At 60.1% G+C, this 21,743-nt stretch carries 20 protein-coding genes and 1 pseudogene; 6 read left to right on the top strand and 15 right to left on the bottom strand.

Annotated elements, in window-relative coordinates; all coding sequences use genetic code 11:
• Positions 1 to 56 precede the first annotated feature (56 nt).
• Positions 57 to 734, bottom strand: coding sequence for a type 1 glutamine amidotransferase domain-containing protein (locus KFS80_RS21685; protein ID WP_212545856.1), 678 nt, complete (start codon positions 732 to 734; stop codon positions 57 to 59).
• Between the two features lie 209 nt (positions 735 to 943).
• Here KFS80_RS21685 and KFS80_RS21680 point away from each other — a divergent pair, with 209 nt between their 5' ends.
• The 3 genes from KFS80_RS21680 (at position 944) to KFS80_RS21670 (ending at position 2,087) form a co-directional block, all read left to right on the top strand.
• On the top strand, positions 944 to 1,528 hold the full coding sequence (locus tag KFS80_RS21680; protein ID WP_212545855.1) for a TetR/AcrR family transcriptional regulator: 585 nt from the start codon (positions 944 to 946) through the stop codon (positions 1,526 to 1,528).
• Between the two features lie 114 nt (positions 1,529 to 1,642).
• The gene (locus KFS80_RS21675; protein WP_212545854.1) at positions 1,643 to 1,843 is read left to right on the top strand and encodes a hypothetical protein; all 201 of its coding nucleotides are present in this window, start codon (positions 1,643 to 1,645) and stop codon (positions 1,841 to 1,843) included.
• A gap of 10 nt (positions 1,844 to 1,853) precedes the next feature.
• The gene (locus KFS80_RS21670; protein ID WP_212545853.1) at positions 1,854 to 2,087 is read left to right on the top strand and encodes a hypervirulence associated TUDOR domain-containing protein; all 234 of its coding nucleotides are present in this window, start codon (positions 1,854 to 1,856) and stop codon (positions 2,085 to 2,087) included.
• A 40-nt stretch (positions 2,088 to 2,127) separates the two neighbouring features.
• Here KFS80_RS21670 and yddG read toward each other — a convergent pair whose 3' ends face one another.
• The 7 genes and pseudogenes from yddG to KFS80_RS21640 all read right to left on the bottom strand — a co-directional run bounded on the left by yddG (position 2,128) and on the right by KFS80_RS21640 (position 8,827).
• On the bottom strand, positions 2,128 to 3,024 hold the full coding sequence (gene yddG / locus KFS80_RS21665; RefSeq protein WP_212545852.1) for an aromatic amino acid DMT transporter YddG: 897 nt from the start codon (positions 3,022 to 3,024) through the stop codon (positions 2,128 to 2,130).
• 43 nt (positions 3,025 to 3,067) lie between these two features.
• A complete protein-coding gene (locus KFS80_RS21660; RefSeq protein ID WP_212545851.1) occupies positions 3,068 to 3,436 on the bottom strand; it encodes an ethanolamine utilization protein EutQ in 369 nt (122 codons plus the stop codon).
• The gene (locus tag KFS80_RS21655; RefSeq protein WP_212545850.1) at positions 3,433 to 4,764 is read right to left on the bottom strand and encodes an NAD(P)/FAD-dependent oxidoreductase; all 1,332 of its coding nucleotides are present in this window, start codon (positions 4,762 to 4,764) and stop codon (positions 3,433 to 3,435) included. Before KFS80_RS21655 ends, KFS80_RS21660 begins: the two co-directional genes overlap by 4 nt.
• A gap of 10 nt (positions 4,765 to 4,774) precedes the next feature.
• On the bottom strand, positions 4,775 to 5,941 hold the full coding sequence (locus KFS80_RS21650) for an FAD-dependent oxidoreductase (RefSeq protein WP_246541981.1): 1,167 nt from the start codon (positions 5,939 to 5,941) through the stop codon (positions 4,775 to 4,777).
• Positions 5,942 to 6,019: 78 nt separating this feature from the next.
• A pseudogene (locus KFS80_RS27025) lies at positions 6,020 to 6,181 on the bottom strand (rubredoxin); the annotation flags it as partial.
• Between the two features lie 10 nt (positions 6,182 to 6,191).
• Positions 6,192 to 7,631 (bottom strand): aldehyde dehydrogenase family protein, encoded by a 1,440-nt coding sequence (locus tag KFS80_RS21645; protein WP_246541972.1) that lies wholly within the window; start codon positions 7,629 to 7,631, stop codon positions 6,192 to 6,194.
• Between the two features lie 2 nt (positions 7,632 to 7,633).
• Positions 7,634 to 8,827 (bottom strand): aromatic ring-hydroxylating oxygenase subunit alpha, encoded by a 1,194-nt coding sequence (locus KFS80_RS21640; protein WP_212545847.1) that lies wholly within the window; start codon positions 8,825 to 8,827, stop codon positions 7,634 to 7,636.
• 285 nt (positions 8,828 to 9,112) lie between these two features.
• Between KFS80_RS21640 and KFS80_RS21635 the strand changes: the two genes are divergently transcribed.
• Positions 9,113 to 10,783, top strand: a complete 1,671-nt coding sequence (locus KFS80_RS21635) for a BCCT family transporter (RefSeq protein WP_212545846.1) — start codon at positions 9,113 to 9,115, stop codon at positions 10,781 to 10,783.
• 58 nt (positions 10,784 to 10,841) lie between these two features.
• On the opposite strand, the gene KFS80_RS21630 is transcribed toward KFS80_RS21635, so the two are convergent.
• Positions 10,842 to 11,756, bottom strand: coding sequence for a LysR substrate-binding domain-containing protein (locus KFS80_RS21630; protein WP_159814561.1), 915 nt, complete (start codon positions 11,754 to 11,756; stop codon positions 10,842 to 10,844).
• A 182-nt stretch (positions 11,757 to 11,938) separates the two neighbouring features.
• A complete protein-coding gene (locus KFS80_RS21625; RefSeq protein ID WP_212545845.1) occupies positions 11,939 to 12,988 on the bottom strand; it encodes an NAD(P)-dependent alcohol dehydrogenase in 1,050 nt (349 codons plus the stop codon).
• Between the two features lie 191 nt (positions 12,989 to 13,179).
• On the opposite strand from KFS80_RS21625, the gene KFS80_RS21620 reads away from it, so the two are divergent.
• A complete protein-coding gene (locus tag KFS80_RS21620) occupies positions 13,180 to 14,109 on the top strand; it encodes a Gfo/Idh/MocA family protein (protein WP_212545844.1) in 930 nt (309 codons plus the stop codon).
• A gap of 112 nt (positions 14,110 to 14,221) precedes the next feature.
• On the opposite strand, the gene KFS80_RS21615 is transcribed toward KFS80_RS21620, so the two are convergent.
• The 5 genes from KFS80_RS21615 to KFS80_RS21595 all read right to left on the bottom strand — a co-directional run bounded on the left by KFS80_RS21615 (position 14,222) and on the right by KFS80_RS21595 (position 20,694).
• On the bottom strand, positions 14,222 to 15,466 hold the full coding sequence (locus KFS80_RS21615) for an NAD(P)/FAD-dependent oxidoreductase (protein WP_212545843.1): 1,245 nt from the start codon (positions 15,464 to 15,466) through the stop codon (positions 14,222 to 14,224).
• Positions 15,456 to 17,048 (bottom strand): aldehyde dehydrogenase (NADP(+)), encoded by a 1,593-nt coding sequence (locus KFS80_RS21610; RefSeq protein ID WP_212545842.1) that lies wholly within the window; start codon positions 17,046 to 17,048, stop codon positions 15,456 to 15,458. Before KFS80_RS21610 ends, KFS80_RS21615 begins: the two co-directional genes overlap by 11 nt.
• Before the next feature lie 68 nt (positions 17,049 to 17,116).
• On the bottom strand, positions 17,117 to 18,064 hold the full coding sequence (locus tag KFS80_RS21605; RefSeq protein ID WP_212545841.1) for a dihydrodipicolinate synthase family protein: 948 nt from the start codon (positions 18,062 to 18,064) through the stop codon (positions 17,117 to 17,119).
• A gap of 55 nt (positions 18,065 to 18,119) precedes the next feature.
• Entirely contained in the window at positions 18,120 to 19,046 is a 927-nt protein-coding gene (locus tag KFS80_RS21600) for a 4-hydroxyproline epimerase (protein WP_212545840.1), read from the bottom strand.
• Positions 19,047 to 19,068: 22 nt separating this feature from the next.
• Positions 19,069 to 20,694 carry an APC family permease gene (locus KFS80_RS21595; RefSeq protein WP_212545839.1) on the bottom strand — a complete coding sequence of 542 codons (1,626 nt, stop codon included), beginning with the start codon at positions 20,692 to 20,694 and terminating at the stop codon, positions 19,069 to 19,071.
• Positions 20,695 to 20,925: 231 nt separating this feature from the next.
• Here KFS80_RS21595 and KFS80_RS21590 point away from each other — a divergent pair, with 231 nt between their 5' ends.
• Positions 20,926 to 21,696, top strand: a complete 771-nt coding sequence (locus KFS80_RS21590; protein ID WP_053119530.1) for an AraC family transcriptional regulator — start codon at positions 20,926 to 20,928, stop codon at positions 21,694 to 21,696.
• Positions 21,697 to 21,743 lie beyond the last annotated feature (47 nt).

Genomic DNA, 21,743 nt, shown 5'->3' with positions numbered 1-21,743 from the left:
CTATTTCTAGGATAAAAATAAAACCGCGTAGCACGGTGATGAGGTTGAGCGTTGAATCAGCCGAGCATTTTCAACAGTTTCTCGGCGACAGCGGCAGAGCTGGCAGGATTCTGGCCGGTAACCAATTGGCCGTCCGCAACCACATGCACCTGCCAGTCAGCGACTTTGGAGTAACGCCCGCCGAGACGCTGAAACTCGTCTTCGATCAGGAACGGCACCACGTCGGTCAGTCCGACGGCGGCTTCTTCCGAATTGGTGAAACCGGTCACCTGGCGATGCTGAATCAGCGGTTTGCCTGCCGCATCGACGACGTGACGCAACACGCCCGGCGCATGGCAGACAAAGCCGTGGGGCTTGTTGCTGCGGGCAAAGGCTTCGATCAACGCGATCGAGTGCGAGTCTTCGGCCAGATCCCACAGCGGACCATGGCCGCCGGGATAAAACACAGCATCGAAATCCTCTGCGCTGACCTCGGCCAGACGCCCGGTGCTGGCCAGTGCCTGCTGCGCTGCCGGGTCGTTGCGAAAGCGATCGGTCTCGGCAGTCTGCGCGCCGGGCTCATCGCTTTTCGGGTCGAGCGGCGGCTGGCCACCGGCCGGCGACACCAATGTGATCTGCGCACCGGCATCCTTGAAGGCGTAGTAGGGCGCGGCAAATTCTTCGAGCCAGAAGCCGGTTTTACGGCCGGTGTTGCCGAGCTGATCGTGGGAAGTCAAAACCATCAGAATTTTCATAGAGCACCCTGGTTTGATCGGTGACGTCGTGGCGCAAAGGATTCGCGTCACGCTGATACCCGCAAATGCGGTTGACGAGGCGCAGCATAGTTTCCAATTAGACCAGTCGTCTAGTAATTTTTTCTCAACAGGTTTTTACTCGGCAGGTATGGCAAACTCGCCATCCTCTGAAATAAACGACTGGTCTATTGCCTGGTAATTTGCGCCCCATGAAACCGACCTACGACGACACCCGCCAACACTTGCTCGACACCGGCCACCGGATGATGGCCGAGAAGGGCTTCACCAGTGTCGGCCTCAACGAAATCCTGCAAACGGCTGGCGTGCCCAAGGGCTCGTTCTATCACTACTTCAAATCCAAAGAGCTTTACGGCCAGGCCTTGCTCGAGGATTACTTCGTCGGTTATCTGGCCGACATGGAGCGGCGCCTAACCCTGCCGGGGCTGACCGCCTATGAACGGCTGATGGATTACTGGCAGGGCTGGCAAGACCGCTGCACCCTCGAAGGCCACGGCGATGAGTGCCTGGTGGTAAAACTCAGCGCCGAAGTTGCCGACCTGTCCGAATCGATGCGCCTGACCCTGCGCGACGGCGCCGAGCAAGTGGTCTCGCGCATCACGCTGTGCATCGAGCAAGGCCAGGCCGAAAAGACCCTGCCGACCGGTGATGCCCGGCATCTGGCGGAAACCCTTTATCAGCTGTGGCTGGGCGCCAGTTTGCTGAACAAACTGCAGCGTACGGGGCAGTCGCTGAACACCTCGATGGCAATGACCAAAGCACTGTTGGCCCGCTAATTTGGCTTGATGGTGAGCACGTGCACCGTTCGTCCAGTACCCGGCACTTGCGCGGTGCCGTTGTCTCTCACCTTTAAGCGCGGATTTTCCGTGCGGCCGAGCGGAGAGCCAGTCATGGACATTGATGAAAATGCACCGGGCAACAAGTCGCAGCAAGACGTGACGCGCACCACGGACAATGAAACGGGACACGACCCGAAACGCGATCAACCAGAGGCTCCATTGCCTGCCGATGACGAGTCACCGCTCGACGAGGACATGACGGATGTGGACGCCGCCAACTCGGTATCGAGTGAGCATCCGCCAGCGCAGTGAGGGGATTGCCATGAGCACGTCATTCAAGGTCGGCGACGCGGTGCGCTGGAACAGTGAAGCCGGCGAGATTCGCGGCACGGTGGTCAAGGTGCATACGCGGGATGTCGAGTTCATGGGACGGCATCGACCGGCCTCGAAGGAAGAGCCGCAATACGAAGTGAAAAGTGCCAAGACCGGGCATCTGGCGATGCATCATGCGGCGGCATTGCAGGTGAATCACAGCGTGAGCCACCCAATAAAATAAACAGTGGGGAGAAGGTTTAACCCAATGCTTTGTGCTCCTGTCAGGTATTCACCTGCTGACGGGTAGCCCCCCAGCACAGCAATGACCCTACCGTCACCAGCACCGCACCCTGCCAGAACTGCGCATTCAGTGCCGCGCCCAGCCACACCGCGCCAAACGCCGATGACAGCACCGGCGCGGAATACGAGGCGGTGGCGAGTAACGTGAGGTTGCCGCGCAAAATACCCATGTTCCACAACGCATAGCCACCGGCCATGGCCGTGCTGGCGGCGATCAGCTCCAGACTGTTGCGCAGGGAGAATGCCGGCATTATCTCGCCGCTCACTGCGTATTTGCCCCACAGGACAATGGCCGTCAGCACGAAAAACAGCACCACAAGATTCTGTCCTCCGGCATAACGCCGGGTGATGTTGCAGTACAACGCGAACGTGATCGCACAGGCCAGCGCCAGACTGTAACTGAGCGGATTGGACTGAACGTTGGCGACAATGGAGTCCACCGACAAGCCCTCGCCGCTGACCACCCAGACTATGCCGAACAATGCCAGCGCCGTGCCTGGGACAATCATCCAGCGCGCCTTTTGCCCGTTCATGACAATCGCCAGCAACACGGTCAGGCACGGCCACAAGTAATTGACCACTCCCAGCTCAATCGCTTGATGACGACTGTTGGCGAACCCCAGCGCCAGCGACAGGCACACTTCGTACGCCACAAACAACGCGCTGCCGCCGATCAGATAACGCCACGATGTCGCCCGCAAACGCGGTCGCCCCAACAGGGCCACGAGCATGACGGCCCCTAGCGAGTAGATCAGTGCCGAACCCGCCAAGGGGCCGAACATCTCACTAACGCTGCGGATCAATGCGGCGGCGGTGCTCCACAAGACAATCGCCAACAAGCCACAGGCTGTGGCGCCACGTTCACTTCTGACTGACATCAACGCTCTCTGAGTTAGCGGTTCGGATAAGGGCGCTACACCTTCAGTTCAAACCGTGTCGTTGCTTCCAGTCACCCGGATAGACCACGTAGCCAAACAAGGCATGACCGCCGTAAATGAGCTCAGTGCCTTCAGGAATCCACAGCATCTGCCCGGGTTCGACCCGGTGATGCTCGCCGTTGGCCGTGAGCTCAAAGCAGCCTTCGATGACGAAGATGACTTCGTCATACAGCAAAGTCCAGCTGACTTCGGCGCCTTCCCAGCGAGCGAAGCCGACGCCCAGGTTCGGCGAGACCTCATTGCTCAGCGCCCGCGCAACCATCGCTGCGCCGGGCGGGCCGCCGCGATGGATAAAGTCGAGATCGCGATGGTCGATGCGGTGTACCGGGCCTTTGCCAGTCAAGGTTTTCACAGTTCGCTCCGGCTGTTCCACGCGGCCAGGCGGATGCGGGTACGCACGCCCAGACCGAGCAACGGTTCGGGTGGATTGCGTGACGGCATGCCGGTGACGTTGCGAATATCACTCAGCGATTGTGAGTCGGCACCCACGGCCAGATCCGCCAGCAACGTGCCGGAAATCGTGCCCCATGCCGCACCGACACCATTGTCGCAAGCGGTCGCGTAGACACCGTCTTCCAGCTCACCGAAGAAGTTGGTGAAGTTGCGCGAAATGGCGTAGACGCCACCCCAAGTGTGCGTGAATTCAACGTTAGCCAATTGCGGATATCGCGAGATCAACGCCTTGCGATGGCCAGCACGAATTTCCTGCCGAGTGCTGTCGCTGACGCTTTTGCCGTAACGCGGCACATGCTTGTACGTGTTGCGGATCATCAGGCGTCGATCCTGGGTCATGCGCACGGTGGTGCCGGCATGGTCGGCCGGCGTCAGCCCCCAATCAGCCTGCATGCCGATGGCGTCCATTTCTGCCTGAGTCAGCGGGCGCGTCCAACTGGCAAAAGTCATCACTGGCAGCAGACGACTGCGCAGGTAGCCGAACTCCTGGGTGAAAATACTCGTTCCCAGCAACAGGCGCGGCGTGCGGATTTGCCCGTCGCGACCTTGCAGCAGCCATTGTCCCTGAGCATCACGTTGCAAACCCTGAATCGGCGACTCTTCGAGCAACTCGACGTTGCCCGGCAGCGAGTCGGCCAACCCCCTCACCAACGCGGCCGGCTGCATCAGATAGCTGCCCGGCGTGTACACCGCGCGACGGTAGTGGCGGGTGCCGAGAACGTTGGCCAGTTCATCGCCCTCGACGCTGTGAAACGGCTCACCGAGTTCACGCATCAAGTGTTCGAAATGCTCCAGATACGCCAAACCCCGTGCACCGACTGCGCCCTGATATTTACCGGCGTGTGACCATTGGCAATCGATCCGGTGTTCGCCGATCAAGCGTTGCAACTGCGCGATGGCGCTGCGGTTCAACCCGAGCAGGCGCTGTTTGTGGGCCGGATCCGGATGTTCCAGAGCCATCTTGTGCGGCAAGTCGATAACGAAACCGGAGTTGCGCCCCGACGCGCCGTAACCAACACGCTGGGCATCGACCAGCACGATACGTGCGTCCGGTACATGTTCGGCCAACTGGCGGGCGGCGGCCAGCCCGGCAAAACCGGCGCCGATCACGGCGTAGTCAACCTGTTGCCGACCCGTCAGCCGACGCGGTGCAGCTGGCGCGGGCAGGGCGGCGTACCAGCCGCAGTCCTGGTCATCGTGTGGCAAGTGAATTGCGCGGTTGTTCATAGTGTTGTTCTCAGGCCACGTTGGATTGGGCGAGTTGGCAGGTTTGCAGCCAGGCGCTGCGCTGTTGTTGTGCCTGGCGCCCGAGCAAGGCGAAGGCGCGCAAGGCACCGCTGTCATCGTGGAACGCCGCACTCAAGCCGTCGGCGGTCGGTTCGATTCGCCATTGCCCCGCGCAGTCGGGCGGTGCCGGCAGCAGGCAAAGTGGCGCGGCGGGGGTTTTCACCGTTACCGGCATCAGCGGGTAACGCACGGCGGTTGGCTGCCCGAGCAGTGTGCGGGCCAAGGCATCAATGCCCTGATTGATCGGCGCCAGATACGGCATCAGTTGCCCGTTGATTTCGATGCAGTCGCCCAAGGCATAAATGCCCGGCGTCGATGTCTGCAAACGGTCGTCGACCTTGATCCCGCGTTCGCACGCGATGCCGCTGGCGGTGGCCAGATCATGGTTGGGTCGCAGCCCGATCGCCGATAGAACCAGATCAGCCTGATGCATTTCGCCGTTGGCCAGGGTCAAGTCGAAGCCGTGTTCGCCACGTTCGATGCGCTGCAGGGTGGTCTGCAGGTTCCATTGCACACCCAGTTCGCCAAGGGCGTTTTGCAGATGCTGACCCGCCGCTTGCGGCAATAGACGTTCCATCGGCCACGCGCCGAGGCCAATCACGCGAACCTCGTAGCCGCTGCTGGCCAGGTCATTGGCGAACTCACAGCCAATCAGCCCGTCGCCAAGGATCGCGATGCGCCGCACGCCCTCGAGGTGAGAGCGGAAGGCCCGATAGTCGGCGAGATTATTGACGCTGACCATGGCTTCCGAGCACCCTTCGACCGGCACGCGGATCGGCGCCGCGCCGCTGGCCAGTACCAGTTGCCCGTAACTCATTTCCCCCAGATTGGTGTGCAAACGCCCGGACGCCGCGTCAATTCGCTCGACATGGCAGTGCGGGTAAACGCGAATGCCCAAACGCTGCTCGATCGCCAACGGACTTTCACTGGCCAGCGCGGTCGCACTGCGTCCCTGAGCCAAGGCAATCGACAGGGCAGGTTTGGAATACACGTGCCCGCATTCACGCGTCAGCACGCGAATCTCTATATTCGGATCTTGCTTGCGCAGCGCCGCTGCCAGGCCGTAGCCGGCATGACCGCTACCGATGATGACCACCGCCCCGGCCACTGCGGCCATAGATTTCGCGGCGGTAACGGGTGCGATAACAGGCTTGACGCCGATGACGGCGATCGGCGCGGGGGCGGGGGCTTCGCTGATTTCGATCATCTCGAAATCGCTTTTGCCAACCTTGCATTCCGGGCACAACCAGTCATCGGGAATGTCCTCCCAGCGGGTTCCGGCGACAATACCGTCCTCGGGCCAGCCGAGGGCTTCGTCGTAGATCCAGCCACAAATAATGCACAGCCACTTTTTCATGGTTCAGTCCTCACTCGCCCTGAATGCGCACGGCCAGGTTCTTGGTACGCACATAGCTGTAGAGCGCTTCCTGACCTTTCTCGCGACCGTAGCCGGACAGACCGACGCCTCCAAACGGTGTCTCGATGCCGCCGGCATACCACTCGTTGATGAATACTTGGCCTGCGCGCAAACGCCGCCCGCAGCGCAAGGCGCGGTTCAGATCTTGGGTGAAGACACCGGCCACCAGACCGAAATCGGTACCGTTGGCCAAGGCAATCGCTTGCGCTTCAGTGTCGAACGGCATGATTGCCAGCACCGGGCCGAACACTTCGCTTGAGGCAATTTCCATGTCGGGAGTGACATCGCAGAACACTGTCGGCTGCATGTAGTTGCCGGTGGTTCCGCTAAGCGCTTCGCCACCGGCGACCACTCGCGCGCCTTGCGCTTGCGCCCGTTGGCACATCGCTTCGATGCCGCGTAACTGGCCCGAGGAAATCACTGGCGTCAGCTCGGCGTTTTCCGCGCCGGGGCCAACGCGCAAGTTGCGCGCCATTTGGGCAACCTGTTCGACCACTTCAGTGTAAATCGAGCGCTCTACCAGCAACCGCGACATGGCCGAGCAGACTTGCCCGGCATTGAAGAAAATGCCGTTGCGCACACTGCTCAGCAGTTGCTCACGATCAACATCGGCGAACACCAGTGCCGCGGATTTGCCGCCCAACTCCATCACGCTCGGCACCGCGTTTTCAGCGGCGGCGCGCAGGATGCTCTGGCCGGTCGGCACCGAACCGGTGAAGACGATCTGGTCAACCTGTTTGTGCCCGGCCAGATAAGCGCCGACTTCGCGGCCACGCCCGCAGATCAGATTGACCGCGCCCTGCGGCAGGCCCGCGCGCTCGATGGCCTGCATCAACACACACAGACCCAACGGCGAAAGCTCCGGCGACTTCACCACCACGGCATTGCCTGCGGCGAGTGCCGGTGCCAGGGAGCGGGCACAGATGGATACCGGGAAATTCCACGGCACAATCTGCAGGGACACGCCCATGGGTTCGTAAACGGTGAAATCCATATAGCCGTTGCCCAGCGGCACGGAAATACCTTCGATTTTGTCGGCCATCCCGGCGTAGTACTCGAAGTACCGCGCTGCTTCGGTGAACTCGTCGCGGGCGTCGTTCAGGGTTTTGCCGTTTTCGGCACAGAGAATCTGCGCGCCTTCTTCGGCGACCAGACGAATCTGTCGGGCAATCTCCAACAACCAGGTGACCCGCTGCGCCGGACGCACGCGCATCAGGTCGCCGCCGTCAGCGCAACGGCGCGCGGCCTGCAAGGCGCGCTCGGCATCGTCGACACTGGCCTGGGCCATGGTCGCGACCGGCTGATTGTCTGCCGGGTTGAGAATGGTCAAGTGTTGGTCGCTGTCGACCCACTGCCCGTCGATGAAGTTGAGCCAATGTGTGGTGGTCATGTTCATTCTCCCGCAGAGGCTGGCTTGACGCTGTCGAGCAGCGAACGCGCGGCCCACTTGTGGAAGTAATGGGTTGGCAAATCCATTTCCGGAGAGAATGCACCGCCGTTGTAACCCGGCGAACTGCGACCTTTTTGCATGCCTTCAACTGAAGCGATGTCCTCGGCGAACACCACACGCCACGACGCCATGACTGCATTGCGAGCGGCTTCGTAATGCGGGTCGAGCGCCTCGTCACCGACATAGAACAAGCGCAGATGCTCAACGGTTTTACCCGGAGCGATCGGCTCGAGCATCATCGCGAAAGCGTGGTCGGCCTGGATGCCGAGCAGCACGTTAGGGAAGAACGCCACGTATTCGGCGTTGCGCAGGCGATCCGCTGGCCACGACGGGAAGGTCGGCAGGTGCGTACCGGCGACGTCCGACAGGTTGTAGGCGTAGCTGCCCTGACCGGCAAATTGATCAAACAGAATGTTGTAGTGGTCTTCCAGGCGCGAGTAGGTGTTCAGGCTCGGGTGCACCCACGGCAAGTGATAGGCCTCGCAATAGTTCTCGACCGCCAGTTTCCAGTTGCAGTTGACTTCGATCGCCATGGCACCGCTGTTGCCTTCGCGACGCATCAGGCTCATGCCGTCGTCGCCAAGGAACTGCTTCCAGCGTTCGGTCAACGGGGCGAGGGCGTCTTCCAGTGCAGGGGCGTCGCCAGACAGATTGATGAAGACCATGTCCATCCAGATCGCGCTGCGCAGCGCTTTCAAACCATGTTTTTCACAGGCGAAACGTTCGTCTTTGTGCTGGTTGATACCACCCACGTGCGGGGTGCCGCGCAAGGCACCATTGAGGTCATAAGTCCAGGAATGGTAAGGGCAGCGGATCATGCCCTGGACGGTGCCGGCTTCCTGCACCAGTTTCACGCCCCGGTGGCTGCACACGTTGTGGAAGACCTGCACCTGACCTTCACGGTTGCGCATCATCAACAGCGGCAGTCCCATAAAGTCCACGGGTTTGACGTAGGCATTGGTTGGCAAGTCGGTGGCGAAACCGATGCACGCCCAGTTCTTGCCCATCACCTGATCACGGTCGAGTTCGAAGTAGTGTTGCTCGGTATAAAAATCGTTGGTCAGGCCGTGAGCGTGCTCGATAGGGGCGAGGACGTTTTCCAGACTGTGTACGGGAATGAGGTTGGCGATGCCCATTATTGTTTTCTCCAGATCGCACGGTAGGTCGGCCTTTTCGGCCTGTGGCTGGAGTGATTCTTGAGGTCGGGGCAGGGCGCGAACAAACCATTTTTCGACGCGGATTGATGAGAAAAAGTCATTTGTGAGCGGTGCAGTCATTCATGCCGAAATCTCATCAATCGATGAGATTAAATGGTTTGTTGCGTGCCGATGGCTCGCTCATTGTTGGTCGCGCAATGGGTGACAGACGTTGCCTACAAAAATCCCGTACAGCGCCTACTACAAAAACAAGGGAGATAGCTGATGCGTGCCAAAAGTGGCCTCTTCAAAGGGCTCAATCCAACCGTGACTGTCGTGTCGGTTGCCATGGTCGTTGCCTTCGTTCTGCTCTGCGCGTTGAAAGGCGATCAGGCAACGGTGGTGTTCAAGACCGCATCCGATGCCATCCTCCACAACTTCAAATGGTTTTATCTGGCCCTGGTCAGCGGCCTGCTTGGCGTGTTGCTGATGATTGCGTGCAGCCGTTACGGCGCACTCAAACTGGGTCGAGAGCATGACGTTCCGGAGTTCAGTTTCAGCGCATGGATTGCGATGCTCTTCAGTGCCGGCATGGGCATTGGCTTGATCTTCTGGTCGGTTGCCGAACCCGTTCTGCATTACGCCAATAACCCCTTCGCGCCGGGTCTGAGTGATGAAGCGGCAACGGTTGCGATGCGCCTGACGCTGTTTCACTGGGGCCTGCACCCGTGGGCGATCTTCACCATGATTGGCGTCAGCCTGGCTTATTTTGCTTATTGCAAAGGCTTGCCACTGGCGCTGCGCTCGATCCTCTATCCGCTGATTGGCAAACGTATCTATGGGCCGATCGGTCACGTGGTGGATATCCTCGGCGTGGCAATCACCGCGTTTGGTGTCTCGCAATCCCTGGGCCTTGGCGTGGTGCAAATCAATACCGGTCTGCATCAGGTATTTCAGATACCGGTGAGCATCGGTTTTCAACTGTCGATCATTGCATTTGTCAGCTTCATCGCAGCGGTGTCGCTGGTGGCGGGTTTGTCCAAAGGCATGAAACGCCTGTCGACCTTGAACATGTGGCTGTCATTCGGGCTGATGTTGGTGGTGCTGTGCCTGGGCCCGACGCGCTATATCCTCAATTTTTTCTTTGAATCGATGGGCGATTACGTCCAGCACATTGTCGGTCTGAGTTTCTGGACCGACACCCAGGCCGACACGCCGTGGCAGAACAGTTGGACAGCCTTTTACTGGCCCTGGTGGATGACGTGGGGGCCGTTCGTAGGCTTGTTCATCGCGCGGATTTCCAAGGGACGAACCATTCGCGAACTTATTCTCGGGGCGTTAGTGGTGCCGACGCTGGTGACCATTTTGTGGATGTCGGTATTCGGCGGGGCGGCATTAAAAGACGAGCAGCAGGCCCGTCATGCCCATGCACAATTGCCGGTGGCCGAGCAGGTTGAAGCGCAGCCATTTACCGGCGGCCCGGTACTGCAAGCTACCCAAAAAGAAACCACCGCCGCGATGTTCACGTTGCTGGAGCGGCTGGACGGCCCGGTCACTGGCGCTATCCTTTGTGTGATCGTTTGTTTGTTGCTGGCCGTGCATTTCGTCACGGCGGCCGATGCCGGGACGCAAGTGCTGTGCATGCTCAACTCGGTCGGCAGTATCAACCCGCCCAACTGGATTCGGGTGTTGTGGTGTGTGCTGGAGGGGGCGATTGCCGGCGGGTTATTGCTCGCTGGAGGGCTGGTGGCAATTCAGATGGCAAGCATCATTATCGGCCTGCCCATCGCCGTGTTTCTCTTGGTCACTGTCTACAGTCTGATCCGCAGCCTGCGGGCCGATACCATGAGTTCGGTCGAGGGTCTGATGGTGATGCGCGCCACCGCCAACGATTCGACAACGCAAGCGGAGAACGGCGCTTTCGCAGCGGTAATGGCGCCCCGCGAACTGGCGTGAATTGACAGTTTTTCAGAAGTAAAAAGGCACCGGCGTTTATATCGCCGGTGCCTTTTTTTCAAGCTGCGATCGTTTGCCCAAGATGGCTCATCAACCACTGCCGGAAGCGATTGACGCTTTGTCTGTTCGCTGCTCGGCCCATGGGCTCGAGCATGCAGAACTGCGCATCGGTGCGAAGATACACATCAATCGGTTTAACCAGATTGCCGTTGTGCAGATGGTCTCCCATCAGGTTCGACCAAGCCAACGCAATGCCTTGTCCGGCGAGCGCCGATTGAATCAGCATTGAATAGCTATTGATGTTGATCCGCCGTCGCGGTGTCGGCACCGGGTAGCCCAAATGATCAAACCAGTCCTTCCAGCCGATCCAGTCACTTTGCGGATCCTCCAGCCACAGCCAGGTGCATTCACCCAAGTGCTGTGGATCACTGATTTCTGGGTGCTGAGCGAGATATGCAGGGCTGCACACCGGGAAAATTTCCTCACTGAACAGCGGCGTAACCAGCATATTCTTCGGTGGTGTGCTGCAGTAATACAGCGCCAGATCACAATCAAGGCGCGAGAAATCGCTGATCTGATCCGTAGCGATAATGCGCAGGTCAATTTCTTCGTTCTGTCGCTGAAATTCCGAGACCAGCGGCAATAGCCATAGCGACGCCATCGCGGTGCTGGTCACCACCGTCACCTGCTGCGCGCCACGCCAATGGCGGACACCGGCCGTCGCGTGGGCGAGCTGTTGCAGATTCTCGCGCACGCTTTCACAGTATTTTTTGCCAGTGACGGTCAGGTTGATTTCACGCGTGGTACGCGCGAACAGCGGTGTGCCCAGATAATCCTCGAGCACACGAATCTGTCGGCTGATTGCGCCTTGCGTGACGTTGAGTTCACGGGCGGCCAAGGTAAAGCTCAAATGCCGGGCGGCGGCCTCGAATGCCACCAGACTGTTGAGCGGTGGCAGCGGTTGCAGTTTCATCAGGCGATCACTTTTTTATAGGTTTTGTGCAGCGTTCGCGGATTGTGCAGAAGGCGCCAAACCGCCGCTACTTTTTTGTGACCGATCAGTGCTGATGACGACAGAAGGCAATGCGGGAATGGCAGATTCGATGAGATTACGATGGCAGCGCCGCTACGACAGCGCTGCCACCGATTTGATGTTTAGCCGGCCAACGTCGCGTTATCGATCACAAACCGATACTTCACATCACCCTTGAGCATCCGCTCATACGAGGCATTGATCTGATCCGCGTGAATCAATTCGATATCCGAAACGATGCCGTGCTCGGCACAGAAATCCAGCATCTCCTGAGTTTCAGCAATACCGCCAATCATCGAACCCGCAATCGTGCGGCGTTTCATGATCAGATTGAACACGTTCGGCGCTGGGTGCGACGTGGCCGGCGCGCCGACGAGGGTCAAGGCACCATCACGTTTGAGCAGCACCAGAAACGCATCGAGATCATGCGGTGCCGCAACAGTGTTGAGGATCAAATCGAAACTCTTCGCGTGCGCAGCCATTTCCTCAGGATTGCGCGACACCACCACTTCATCGGCACCCAGCGCCAACGCCGCTTCGCGCTTGGATTCCGAAGTAGTGAACGCCACAACGTGCGCGCCCAAGGCGTGCGCCAGTTTGATGCCCATGTGGCCGAGGCCACCGATGCCAACCACGCCGACTTTTTTGCCAGGCCCGGCGTTCCAGTGGCGCAGCGGTGAATAAGTGGTGATGCCCGCGCACAGCAGCGGTGCGACGGCGGCCAATTGCGCTTCGGGATGGCGGATGCGCAACACGTAGCGTTCATGCACGACGATGTTTTGCGCGTAACCGCCCATCGTCCAGCCCGGCGCGTCCGGGGTCGGGAAGTTGTAAGTGCCGATCATGCCGTCGCAGTAGTTTTCCAGCCCGGACTCACAGTCATCGCAGTGTTTGCAGCTGTCGACGATGCAACCGACGCCGACCAGATCGCCCACCTTGTAATCGCTGACATGCGCGCCCACCGCCGACACCCGACCGACAATTTCATGCCCCGGCACGCAAGGGAATTGCGTGCCGGCCCATTCCGCGCGCACCTGGTGCAGGTCTGAATGGCAGATGCCGCAGAAGGCGATATCGATCTGCACGTCATGGGCCGCCGGGGCGCGGCGGTTGATCTGCATTGGCTCAAGGGGTTTGTCGCCAGCGTGGGCGCCGTAGGCTTGTACAAGCATGGGAACATCCTCAATCGGTTTGTCGTGGTGACATTCTTCGCTTTTCGGTGGGCCGGGAAGTAGTGCATTCCTGTGCGATCCTTGCCTGATCCTGTGCGCCGTTGTGACTTTGCGGTGACAGACGCTCGCGGCGTTTGCGGGTAATCTGCCGGTTCGCTGCATAAAACAAAAAACTCAAGCAGGAGTCATTGATGCAACCAATCCGTCTCGGTCTGGTGGGCTACGGCAAGATTGCTCAGGATCAACACGTCCCGGCGATCAACGCCAACCGCGCATTCCAGTTGGTGTCCGTCGCCACGCAAGGCAAACCTTGCGCCGGCGTAGAGAATTTTCAGTCGCTGAGCGAGTTGCTCGAAAATGGTCCGCCGGTGGATGCGATTGCCTTTTGCACCCCGCCGCAAGGTCGCTTCGCCCTGGTGCAGCAAGCGCTGGCGGCGGGCAAACATGTGCTGGTGGAAAAGCCGCCTTGCGCAACGTTGGGCGAGGCCATGGCCTTGGTCGATCAGGCAAAAGAGCAGGGCGTCAGTGCCTTGTTTGCCTGGCATTCACGCTATGCGCCGGGCATCGAAATCGCCCGTGACTGGCTTGCCACGCGCACTTTGCAAAGCGTGCAGATCGACTGGAAAGAAGATGTGCGCAAGTGGCACCCCGGCCAGACGTGGATCTGGCAACCCGGCGGCCTCGGCGTATTCGACCCGGGCATCAATGCCTTGTCGATCGTCACTCACCTTTTGGCGCTGCCGCTGTTTGTCGAATCCGCAGGACTGCGCGTGCCGGAAAACTGCCAATCACCGATTGCCGCTTCGATCAAAATGTCGAATGCGCAGCAGCTCGATGTGCGGGCGGAGTTTGATTTTGATCACGGACACGATGAGTTGTGGAGTATTGAGGTTCGTTGCAAGGAAGGCGTGCTGCGACTGGATAACGGTGGGGCGCTGTTGAGTATTGATGGCGTGCGTCAGGCCGTATCGGAAGAGGGCGAGTACGCGGCGGTGTATCGGCATTTTCAGCAGTTGATTGCCGAGAAGGGCAGTGATCTGGATTTGCAGCCGTTGCGGTTGGTGGCGGACAGTTTCTTTGTCGGTAGCCGGGTATCGGTCGCCCCTTTCTACGACGCCTGAATACAAAGCCGTGCACATAACCGTGTAGGAGCTGCGGCACGCTGCGATCTTTTGATCTTAAAAAATCAGGATCAAAAGATCGCAGCGTGCCGCAGCTCCTACAGGGCGGTTTTTAGAAACGGTCAAGCCTGTATGGCTCGTTTCTCGGCATCTCACGCAACGCCATCCCGACAACCATCTCCGCCGTCACCGCCGCCTGCGTCAGCCCCAAATGCTGATGACCAAACGCCAGCAACACCTTGCCCCCGCAAACCTGATCAATCACCGGCAGCGAATCCGGCAATGACGGCCGAAAGCCCATCCACGGTGTCGCCGCTTCAGCACTCAGATCCGTGCGAAACAAGCCCTGACTCAACCGATGCAACTGCCACGCGCGTTCCATGCTCGGTGGTTTCTCCAGCCCGGCGAACTCAACCGTACCCGCCAGCCGCAACCCTTCGGTCATCGGCGTCATGATGAACTTGCGTTCCAGCGAGGTGACCGGGAAGGGCAGTCGACCCTGTTCCTGCGGCAGCATCAAGTGATAACCGCGCTCGGTGTCCAGCGGGACTTTCTTGCCGGTCAGCGCAGCGGTCAGTTTCGCCGAGTGCGCGCCGCAGGCAATCAGCACGCGGCTTGCGTTCAAGCCACCATTACCGGTAATCAGCGAAACACCGTTTTCCTGAACATGGCCGCCCTGCACCTGCTGTTGCAGAAAGCTCACGCCGCAGGCTTTTGCCGCTTCAACCAATTCGCACACCACCCGGTACGGGTCAATGAAATGCCCGGTGCGCGGAAAGAACAAACCGCCCTGAATCTGCTCGCTGAGTTGCGGCGCCGTGTCCTGAATTGCCTTGGCCTGCCAATAATCGACAGGCACTTCCTGCTGTCGCAATCGAGCTTGCAACGCGCCGATGGCCTGACGTGATTCCGGGCGTTCGAACACCAGCAACGAGCCATCGACTTTGAGCAAGTCCGGCCGCTGGATGTCGACGAGCAAGCGCTGCCAGGCATCCAGACTGCTTTCATTCAGCGCGCGTAATCCGGCCACGGTTTTCTGAAACGGTTCCGCCCGCAGGTTCAAGAGCAGCCGCGTGAACCACGGCAAGGCGCGGGGCAGGTATTTCCAGTCCAGCCGCAACGGCCCCATCGGGTCGAGCAGCATGGCCGGCAGGCGTTTGAGGATCGACACATCGGCAATCGGGAACACCTGTTCGGTCGCCAGATGACCGGCGTTGCCGAAAGAAGCGCCGTGGCCCGGTAGCTGTTGATCGATGACGACCACGCGCAAACCCTGACGCGCAAAGCGCAAGGCGCAGGCGACGCCGATGATGCCGGCGCCGACCACAGCGATGTCGTGGGAGACGTTATTCGTCATTGGTCAGTGCTTCCCTGTGCCCATCGAGCAGGCGACTCAGGTGCAACGGATTTGCGTGTTTCAGTGCTGTCGGCAACAAGCTGTCGGGGAAATCCTGATAACAGACCGGGCGCAGAAAACGCAGGATCGCCGCCGTGCCCACCGACGTTGTGCGCGAGTCTGACGTCGCCGGGAAAGGCCCGCCGTGCACCATTGCATCGCAGACTTCGACGCCGGTCGGCCAGCCATTCACCAGCAAGCGTCCGGCCTTGCGCTCCAGTGTCGGCAGCAGCGCGCGGGCGTGATCAAGGTCTTCATCATCCAGGTGCAGCGTCGCGGTCAACTGACCTTCCAGACGCTCGGTGACTTGGCGCATTTCATCCACGCTGGCGCATTGCACGATCAACGATGCGGCGCCAAAGGCTTCTCCCTGCAGATTGTGATCAGCGAGGAAGTCAGCGGCGTCGCTGACAAACACCTGCGCCTGACCCTGATTCGGGCCGCTGCCGATCTGGCCGACGGCGGCGACATTTGCCCGAGTGTTGTCGGCCAGCGCATTCACCGCCGATTCATAGGCGTTGAAGATCGCCGGGGTGAGCATCGTCTGCGCCGGACTGTTTTTAATCCGTTCGGCCGTAGCGGCGATAAAACTGTCTAGCGCTGTACTTTTCAGCGCAATCACCAATCCCGGGTTGGTACAAAACTGTCCGGCGCCCAATGTCAGCGAAGCCACAAACCCATCGGCCAATGCCTGAGTGCGCTTCTGTAATGCCGCCGGAAACAGCAGCACCGGGTTGATCGAACTCATTTCCGCATACACCGGAATCGGCTCGGGCCGCGCCTGTGCCGCTTGAATCAGCGCCAGACCACCGCTGCGCGAACCGGTAAAACCCACAGCTTTGATGCGTGGATCGCGGACCAACGCAATGCCCACTTCGCGCCCGGACCCGCACAACAGCGAAAACACGCCGTCCGGCAAACCACAGGTTTTCACCGCCTGTGCCACCGCGCGGCCAACCAGTTCGCTGGTGCCGGGGTGCGCGCTGTGCGCCTTGACGATCACCGGGCAACCGGCCGCCAGCGCCGAAGCGGTGTCACCACCCGCGACCGAAAACGCCAAGGGAAAATTACTCGCGCCGAACACCGCCACCGGCCCCAGCGCAATCTGCCGTTGACGCAGATCCGAGCGCGGCATCGGTTGACGATTCGGCTGCGCGTTATCGACGCGCACATCCAGCCATTCGCCCGCGCGCACGGTGCGCGCGAACATTCGCAATTGTTGGCAAGTGCGCCCGCGTTCACCCAGCAGGCGAGGGCGCGGCAGGCCTGTTTCAGCCATGGCGCGCTCGATCAATTCATCGCCGAGGGCTTCGATTTCTTCGGCGATGCTTTCCAGAAATTCAGCGCGGACATTCAGGGGTGTCTCGCGATAAGCGTCGAACGCCGCCCAGGCCAGCGCGCAAGCCTGCTCGACATGTTCCGCCGAACCGCCGGCATACGCCGGTTCCAGCGTGGCGTTCGTGGCCGGGTTGATGCCCCGAATGGCTTCGCGGTTGCCCGCGACAATGTGCTGCCCGATCAGCATGTGGCCCGTCAGCGTCATGGTGTTTTCCCGATAAAAAAGTGATGCCTGCCGTGAGCTAAAAACTTCACGGCAGGCGAAAGCAAGGATCAGGCGAAGTTCTGTTCCGCCGACCAGTTCTCGTACCAGTGACGGAACAGCGCGTACTGCTTCTCGGCATAACGCCGCTGCGAGTCGCTCAACGCATCGGTTTCGTTGAAGTGCAGGGTGTATTCCTTGTCGCCGTTGAGCACCATCAGATGCTTGTAATACAGCACCAGATCGCAGCCTTCATCGAACGACGACAGCACCGCCAATGCCGATTCCAGCTCCCGCGCCTGACGCCGCGCCTTCGCATCACCTTGGGCCGCCTTCTTGCTCAGCGCGACCAATTGCAGCACCTCGCGGGGCAGGGCGTTGCCGATTCCGGTGATCGCGCCGGTGGCGTTGCAGTTGACGAAACCGTGCACCAATTGCGTGTCGACGCCGACCATCAGGGTCACGTTTTCATCTTTGGAGGTGATGTTTTCAGCGGCGTAGCGCAGGTCGGCGCCGCCGCCAAATTCCTTGAAGCCGATCAGGTTCGGGAACTCGCGGCGCAGTTCGAAGAACAGGTCGGCGCGGGTGGCGAAGCCGTAGTAAGGGCTGTTGTAGATCACCGCCGGCAGGTTCGGCGCCGCTTGCAGAATGGCTGCGAAGTGGGCCTTTTGCGCAGTCGCCGAAGCGCCACGGGACAGTACGCGGGGAATCACCATTAAACCTTGCGCGCCGACTTTTGCCGCATGCGCCGCGTGGGCGACTGCTTCACGGGAATTCACCGCGCCGGTGCCGACAATCGTTGGAATACCCGCCGCCACCAGACGCGCCACGCCTTCCTGCCGCTCGGCCTCGGTGAGCAGCGGCCAGTCACCCATCGAGCCGCAATACACCACGGCGCTCATGCCGATATCGATCAGTTCGCGACCCTTGGCCACCAGCGCGTCGAAGTCCGGTTGGCGCTGGGCGGTGCACGGGGTCATCAGGGCCGGCATGCAACCGGTGAAGATGTTATCGCTCATTGTTTTAACTCCTTGGCACATCGTTCAAATTGAGGTGAAAAGTCTGCGTGGCGGTTTAAATGCCCCACGCGAACGGGTCTGTTTCGTCGATCAGCAAGGTGCTGTCGGCGGTCATGTAAGCGCGTCCGGTGATGTACGGGCGAATGCGCTCGCCCTCCCATTCGAAGCGGCCTTCGAATTGGCTGCCGGTGATGCTCGCCTGCACCCAGATCGCGCCGGGTTGCAGCTTGTCGTCGGCGGCGAGGCAGGCGAGTTTGGCGCTGGTTCCGGTGCCGCACGGGGAGCGGTCGTAGGCTTTGCCGGGGCACATGACGAAGTTGCGGCTGTCGGCGTTGGCGTCATCGGCGAACAGTTCGATGTGGTCGATCACCGCACCGTCTTCGCCGTAAATACCTTGGTCTTCGAGGGCCTTGAGCATCGCCCAGGTGTAGGCGGTGAGGTGTTCGACGTTGTCCATCGTCAGCGTCTGGCCGTGTTCGGAAACGAGAAAGAACCAGTTGCCGCCATAGGCGATGTCGCCGAAGACGCGGCCGAACCCCGGCACGTCCACCGGCACTTGTTTGCGATGACGGTAAGCAGGGACGTTGCCCAGCGTGACCGAGCCGTCGTCATGCAACGTGGCGCTGACCGGGCCGACCGGTGTGTCGATCTTGTGCACGCCGGGCTGGATTCTTCCCAGGTACTGCAACGAGTTGATCAGGCCGATGGTGCCGTGGCCGCACATGCCGAGGTAACCGGCGTTGTTGAAAAAAATCACTCCGCATGTGGCGTCCGGCGACACCGGTTGGCAATACAGCGCGCCGACCAGCACATCGTTACCGCGCGGTTCCAGCAGGCAGGCACGGCGCCAGGCATCGTGCTGATTGCGCAGGGCATCGCGCTTTTCCACCATCGTGGTGCCGGCCAGATCGGGGAAACCGCTCATCACCAGACGCGTGGGTTCACCGCCGGTGTGGGAATCAATGACGTGTACTTCTTTCATGAATAGATCCCGTTGGATGATTTCAGTAGGCGCCGGCAGGGTGCGCGGTCACGGTCGAGGCAGGGGCGGCGACTTCGCTTTCTTCATCGTCTTCTTCCAGACGCAGCAGGTGCGCCGGTACGCCCGTCGCGGCGCCCCAGTAATAAATACCGGTGGCGCAAACGGCGACGACAATGGTGTCGAACGGATGAGCGAGGATGCCGAGGCCACCGAAGGTGCCGAGTTTCGACAGGACGATGGTTACTGCGTAGAAGGCGATCAACCACGCCGAAGAGCGCACCTGGCTGGCAAGACTTAGGTGCGCGGTCGGCACGAAACGGCCGCACAGCAGGTACACAACGAACATCAGAATTTGCAGGCCAAGCAGCCACGACACGGTGTTCCAGCCCGACCAGTAGACGATCAGCGCGGCGATGATGAACGACACCGGCCCGAGCACGCCCATGCACTTGACCCGGAACGGACGCGGCATGTTTGGCGCATTACGGCGCAACGCTGCCACCGTCACGGGCGCCACGGCGTAGCTCAGCACCAGCGCGGCGGAGACCACGTTGATCAGCGCTTCCCACGACGGAAATGGCAGCGTCCAGAACACCGACAGGGCAAAGGTCAGCCACAGCGCTGGGCGCGGAATGCCAGACTTCTCGTCGATGTGGGTGAAGACTTTGAAGAAGGTGCCGGTCTGCGCCCAACCGTAGATCACGCGCGGCGTGGCGTTCATGTAGATGTTGCCGCAACCGCTTGGCGAGATCACCGCGTCGGCGACCACCAGATAGGCCAGCCAACCCACGCCAAGCGCCAGAGCGATGTCGCGATACGGCAGGGAAAATTCCTTGCTGATACCGGCCCAGCCATTGGCGAGCATTTCTGTCGGGATGCTGCCGAGAAAGGCCATTTGCAGCAGCACATAAATCAGCGTCGACAGCAACACCGAGAGAATCAACGCAATAGGAATGGTGCGCTGCGGATTCTTCACTTCACTGGCCACCGAGATGATCGGCGTCAGCCCCAGATAGGCGAAAATCACGCCGCCCGCCGACACTGCCATTTCGATACCGGACAAGCCGAACGGCGCAAAACCTTGCACCTGGAAGTTGGCCGGTTTGAAGAAGGTGAAGAGCACGCCGATCACCAGCAGCGGCACGATGAACTTGAACACGCTGACCAGATTATTGGCCTTGGCGAAGGTCTTCACGCTGCGGTAGTTGAGCAGGAAAAACACGCAGAGCAGGCCGAACTGCACCATCCAGCCGAGGATCGTCGGGTTGCCGCTGCCCGTCTGGGTCAGCTCGGGAAACCATGCCGCCGCGTATTGGCGCGAGGCAACCACTTCGATCGCTACCAGACTGGAAAACGCGATCAGGGTGATGAAGCCCATCAGGTAGCCGAGCAGCGGCCCGTGGGAGTAAACCGGGTAACGCACCACGCCGCCGGCACGCGGTAAGGCCGCGCCCAGTTCGCAGTAAACGATGCCCAGCAACAACACGGCAAAACCGCCCAGCAACCAGGAGAAAATCCCCGCCGGCCCGGCAATCGCCGACACGTGACTGGCCGCGAACAACCAGCCGGAACCGAAGATCGCTCCGAGCCCGATAAATGTGAGGTCGATCAGTGAAAGCTGTTTTTTGAACTTGCCTTGGCCTGACATGGCATCGCCTTCTTGTGAGTTATTGGATAGGCAGTTGTGTCACTGGGACGGCCAGACTTTGAACTCATCGACGGCATGGCGATTGATGTTTTGCGGCGGGTTGGATGACGAAATCAGCACAATGGCGCAGATTAATCGCGGCCCTCGACAGGCCTGCATTGATCCTGCAATCTGCACGCGAACGCCGCAGGGCGGGCACTTGGCCGATCCGCGTTTGAAGAGGAATCCGTAATGCAGCAAGCGTTTTCGATCCTGTCCCAAGGCATCGGCGGCCATCGTCCGCAGACCCTGGAGGAGTTACTGGCCGGTGCGGCGCTGCTGTTGCCGATGCTCGACGTGATCCCCAATGCGGCGATTTTCATCAAGGACACGCAGGCGCGTTACGTGCTCGCCAACCGCACCTTGGTGCAACGTTGTGGCTTGAAGGATTTGCGTCCGTTGCTCGGTAAAACCAGTGCGCAGGTGTTCCCGGCGCAACTAGGCCCGGGCTATACCGAGCAGGATCGCAAAGTGCTGGAGGAGGGCTTTGTGCTGGAGGATCAGCTTGAGCTACACCTGTACGGCAGTCGCGAACCGGGCTGGTGCCTGACGCACAAACAGCCGCTGTATAACCGTGACGGGGTGATTATTGGGCTGGCGGGGATTTCGGTGGATCTGCAATCGGCCAGTGAAACGCATCCGGCGTTTGAGCGATTGGCGGCTGTCGATGAGCACATTCGGGCGAATTTCAATCGTCGGGTGACTTTGGTGGAATTGACCCGGATTGCTGGTATTTCCGTTGCGCAACTGGAGCGTTACTGTAAGCGCGTGTTCCATTTGACGCCTCGGCAGATGATCCAGAAGGTGCGGCTGGAGCATGCGCATCGCTTGTTGCATAGCGATTTGCCGATCACTGACGTTGCGCTGCAATGCGGGTACACCGATCACAGTGCGTTCACTCGCCAGTTCAAGGCCTCTACAGGCTTTACCCCTCGCCAGTACCGACAGGCCACTTCTCAGTGAATGACTGTAATTCTCTGTGGGAGCTAGCCTGCTGGCGATGGCGTCCT

It is taken from the genome of Pseudomonas rustica (assembly GCF_018336155.1).
Lineage (GTDB): Bacteria > Pseudomonadota > Gammaproteobacteria > Pseudomonadales > Pseudomonadaceae > Aquipseudomonas > Aquipseudomonas rustica.
The sequence above is the reverse complement of the archived record's forward strand: the minus strand, read 5'-3'. Positions and strand labels throughout refer to the sequence as shown.